This window comes from Paraburkholderia sp. (assembly GCF_034668105.1).
GTDB lineage: Bacteria > Pseudomonadota > Gammaproteobacteria > Burkholderiales > Burkholderiaceae > Paraburkholderia.
Genome location: NZ_JAXDPY010000311.1, coordinates 1 through 4,404 on the forward strand (window position 1 = coordinate 1; position 4,404 = coordinate 4,404).

The 4,404-nt window shown below is 60.0% G+C and carries 5 protein-coding genes; 4 read left to right on the forward strand and 1 reads right to left on the reverse strand.

Annotated features, from left to right (window positions below; translation table 11 throughout):
• The 4 genes from QOC89_RS14180 to QOC89_RS14195 form a co-directional block, all read left to right on the forward strand.
• On the forward strand, window positions 1-261 hold a 261-nt coding region (locus QOC89_RS14180; protein WP_323045584.1), incomplete at its 5' end, for a CoA transferase.
• A gap of 79 nt (window positions 262-340) precedes the next feature.
• Window positions 341-1,690 (forward strand): MFS transporter, encoded by a 1,350-nt coding sequence (locus QOC89_RS14185; protein WP_323045585.1) that lies wholly within the window; start codon window positions 341-343, stop codon window positions 1,688-1,690.
• Window positions 1,691-1,817: 127 nt separating this feature from the next.
• Window positions 1,818-2,906 carry a porin gene (locus QOC89_RS14190; RefSeq protein WP_323045586.1) on the forward strand — a complete coding sequence of 363 codons (1,089 nt, stop codon included), beginning with the start codon at window positions 1,818-1,820 and terminating at the stop codon, window positions 2,904-2,906.
• A gap of 125 nt (window positions 2,907-3,031) precedes the next feature.
• Window positions 3,032-3,805, forward strand: coding sequence for an IclR family transcriptional regulator domain-containing protein (locus tag QOC89_RS14195; protein WP_323045587.1), 774 nt, complete (start codon window positions 3,032-3,034; stop codon window positions 3,803-3,805).
• 100 nt (window positions 3,806-3,905) lie between these two features.
• Here QOC89_RS14195 and QOC89_RS31885 read toward each other — a convergent pair whose 3' ends face one another.
• Window positions 3,906-4,208, reverse strand: coding sequence for a LysR family transcriptional regulator (locus QOC89_RS31885; protein WP_416340402.1), 303 nt, complete (start codon window positions 4,206-4,208; stop codon window positions 3,906-3,908).
• Window positions 4,209-4,404 lie beyond the last annotated feature (196 nt).

Sequence of the window (4,404 nt, forward strand, 5' to 3'; positions counted from 1 at the left end):
GAACGCGATCGCGACGAATGGTGTCGCATGCTGCTCGCGCAGGACGTTCCGCATGCACCCATGTACGACGCCAGCGAAGCACTGGAAGACCCGCAGGCGAAGCATCTGGAACTGCTGGTGTCCGCGCGCCACGCCACGATGGGCGAATACAAAACCGTGCGCAGCCCGGTGAGCTACAACGGCGAGCGCTCGCTTGAGATCGTGCCGCCGCCGGTGCTCGGCGAACATAACGAAGAAATCCTCGGGCCTCTGCGCGCGTGAGACAGCACCGCGCGCGCCCGAGACAAGGCAGGGAAGCTGGTTCGGGCGGCGCGGCAAAAAAGACAATCAGGAGACTGTCATGGCGTTGAGCATGGAAAAGACGGACGTGGCGAACGAGGTTTCGCAAAACCAGGAAAAGGCAACTTACGACAAGGTGTTCTGGCGGTGCGTGCCGCTGTTCTTCCTGTGCTACATGGTGTCGTACCTCGACCGGGTCAATATCGGTTTTGCCAAGCTGCAGATGCTGGGCGACCTGCATCTGGACGACAACGTCTACGCGCTGGGCGCGAGCATGCTGTTCTGGGGCTACGTCCTGTTCGAGATGCCGAGCAATATTGCGCTGCATCGCGTGGGCGCGCGCCGCTGGATTGCCCGCATCATGGTGACATGGGGGCTGGTCTCCATTCTGTTGATGTACATCGGGCCGCTCGGAAAGTTCTTCCATACCGGCTCGGGGACCATGTTCTACGCGCTGCGCTTTCTGCTAGGCGTGTGTGAGGCGGGCTTCTTCCCCGGCGTGGTGCTCTATCTGAACAGCTGGTTTCCGTCCCACAAGCAGAACCGCGTCATGGCCGGCTTCATGGTAGCGCTGCCGCTCAGCCTGTGTATCGGCGGACCGGTCTCCGGGTGGGTGCTGCAGAACATGCACGAGGCGTTCGGCTATCGCGGCTGGCAATGGATGCTGATCGTGGAAGGCCTGCCCGCCATCGTTCTCGGCGTAATCGTACTGCTCACGCTGACGGAAACCATTGACGATGCCCACTGGCTCACCGCCGAAGAAAAGTTGCTATTGAAACGCAACCTCTCGTCGGAAAACGTAACGAAGACCCACGACTTTCGCGCCGCATTGAAGAATCGCGGCGTCTGGATCCTGTGCGGCATCCTGCTCACCATGAACACCGGCTTTTATGGCCTGTCGTTCTGGTTGCCGTCCATCATCAGCGCGGCCGGGCTCAAAGATGCTTTTCATATCGGCTTGCTGGCTGCTGTGCCGTACGTGGCCGCGAGCATCGTGATGATCGCCAACGCCGTGCATTCGAACCGTACTGGAGAACGACGCCTGCATGCCGCCATTCCAGCTCTGCTTGCCGGTATTGCGTTGATTCTCAGCGCGACGTTCACGCACCAGCTTTCTGTATCGATCCTGCTCATTTCGATTGCCGCCTCCGGCATCATCGGCATCATGCCGATTTTCTGGACCTTCGCCGGACGCCTGCTTTCGGGCGCCGCGGCAGCGGCCGGACTCGCGATGATCAACTCCGTTGGCAGCTTGTCCGGCATCACTGGCGCGATGATCACCAACGTCGCAAAGAACGTGACCGGTGACGTCAACAGCGGCACCTACGTGCTGGGTGGCTGCCTGCTGGTGTGCTGCTGCCTGATTCTTGCGATTCCCCGCGCAATGGTGTCCACTAGCCGGCCGGATTGAGTCTGGATTCCCGGAAAATACCGGGAATCCAGCAGAAAGAAACTGCAAGCCAGAATAAATTAATTAGTCATCCTTTAAAAATCCAAGAATTTCTGTTCCAGAAAAATACCGCCCCAGGAGACAGGTAATGAAACACCGCATCAACGCAGCATTGCTGTTGTCAGTCACGGCTACATTTTCGCTGTGCGGGATGAAGACCGCGAATGCACAAAGCAGCGTGACGCTGTATGGACTGATCGACGAAAGCCTCAACTACGTCAGCAACGAGGGCGGCCACAGCGCGCTCACGCAAACCTCCGGGAACGTGCAGGGCAGCCGTTGGGGTATCAAAGGCACAGAAGACCTCGGCGGAGGATACCAGGCCATCTTCACCCTGGAAAACGGCTTCGCGCTGAACAGCGGCGCGTTAGGCCAGGGCGGTCTCGAGTTCGGACGTCAGGCGTTCGTCGGACTGACGACGCCCGCCGGTACGATCACGATGGGTCGGCAATACGACTTCCTGATCTATCTGTATTCGATGACTAACCTGTACAACACGGGGACCTACGGTTTTCACCTGGGGGACTATGACCGCCTCGGCGGCGAGCGGCTCAATAATGTCATTGCATACCAGACTCCCAACCTGGGCGGATTGAAGGCCGGCATACTGTATGCGCCGGGCGGCCAGCCCGGCCATCTGGCAGCCGGCAGCGCCCAGAGTTATGGCATCTCGTACAGCCGCGGGTACCTGAATCTCGCCGCCGCATACACGAGCGTGAACAATACGACCATCACGCCGGCTACGACGATCGGCGTTCCGGACCTGTTCGGCACACAGCAGGAAGGAACGATCGCCCTCAACCGGATCTCGACCGCCGCGGTGGCGGGCAGCTACCAGTTTGGTCCCGCGCTGTTGCACGGCGCGTATTCGCTCACCGATATGAAGAGCGGCGGTTCGACCGCCGTGCTGAGAACCCTGGAGGGAGGCTTGACCTATTCGCTGACGCCCACCGTGACGCTGTCCGGCGGCTACGCTTATTCGAAGCTGAATGAAACCCACTGGGGACAATACATGCTCTCGGCGGACTACTTCCTCTCGAAGCGGACCGACCTCTATGCCCTGCTCAACTACGAGCATGTGCAGGGCGGCGACGCGACGGCCACGCTTTTTACGGCGGCACCCTCTAGCGGCAGCAACCAGACCATCGTCAGCCTGGGCATCCGGCATCGCTTCTGAGTCATCCTCGGCGAAATTCTGTTCGCAGGACGAAAAATAGTATAGTTACGGCTGTCGAATTTCGCCTACCTTCTTTCATGGCTCAAACACCGTCGGAACGTATTGATGAGACTCACCGGGACTTCGTGGCCGCGCTCGCGCGCGGTCTCGCGGTGATCCAGGCTTTTACTGAAGATCAACCGGAAATGACGCTGAGCGAGGTCGCCCAGGCGGCGCAGATGAACGTCGCCACTGCCCGGCGCGCCCTCCTTACCCTGCACTCTCTCGGATACGTGGGGATGCAGGGCAAGCGTTTCCTTCTATTGCCGAAAGTCCTGTCGCTCGGGGTAGCGTACCTGCGCTCCATGAATTTCAAGGACCTGGTCAACCCCTACCTGCAGGAGGTCGCGGACACGTTTCGTGATTCCGTGTCGTTCGCGATCCTCGACGGCGACGACGTGGTCTATCTGGGTCATGTCCCCAGCAAGCGCAGTATCACGCGGCGCGCGTCCGTGGGATATCGGCTGCCTGCATTCTGTACGTCGCTCGGGCGGGTCCTGCTGGCCAATCAGTCGATCGAAGAACAGCAGCGTCTGCTGGCACGCGCGCCTTTTCCGCAATACACGGCTAAGACCCTGGTGCAGCGCGACGACCTCGCCCGTGAATTCGCCAAGGCATTGACAGACGGGTTCGCCACCCAGCAGGACGAGATCGAACTGGGTGTCGTATCGATCGCGTTGCCGGTCTGCGATCCCCAAGGTAACGTGATCGCCGCGATCAACTGTTCGTCGGAGACCGATCGCATCACGATCGCGGATCTGATTGCCACGCGCCTGCCGGCCTTGAAAGAGGCTCGGGCCCATATCGAATGGGCGATTCGCCGCGCGCCTGCTCTGGTCCATTCGATCCGCCCGTCCTAGCGCGCGACGCAGCGCCATCGGCAGCCGGGCCGTTAGCTGACTAGCTCAGTTGGCGCTGACTGCCATGAGTCTTGCAGCCTGGTGGAGTGCGCCATTGCCGTCAGGTTGACGGACAGCTGCACCAACTCTCGCACTCCGTCTCTACGCTGGCCCATTTCATTGTCGATTTCCTGCAAATGGCCCATGACGACCTTTGCCCGCCGATAGAGCGCGAGGCCTGCGGCGTCGGCTCGACGCCACGGCTACGGCGATGCAGCAACGGTGTTCCGGCGGCCCGCTCCAGCTCCGAGATGCGGCGACTGACAGCGGACACCACGACACTCCCCCGCTCGGAAGCGGCGGAAATACTGCCTCCTTCAATCGTAAAAATAAAGAGCCGTAAAGTCTCAATATCGAAGCGCATGGTCTGACCAATCCTTCACATAGACTCGGGCCGAAGCGCTTTGCCGGCTCGTGACAACAGGTGTCGCGAACGGTCAATTCAGTCCGATCCCCGGCTTGTTATCCTCACTGGCAAGCATCTCCTACGCTTTCCATGACGGATAACCATGGCTTACCCCCAAACCCTGCTTGAAAAGATTTGGCAGCGACACGTCGTT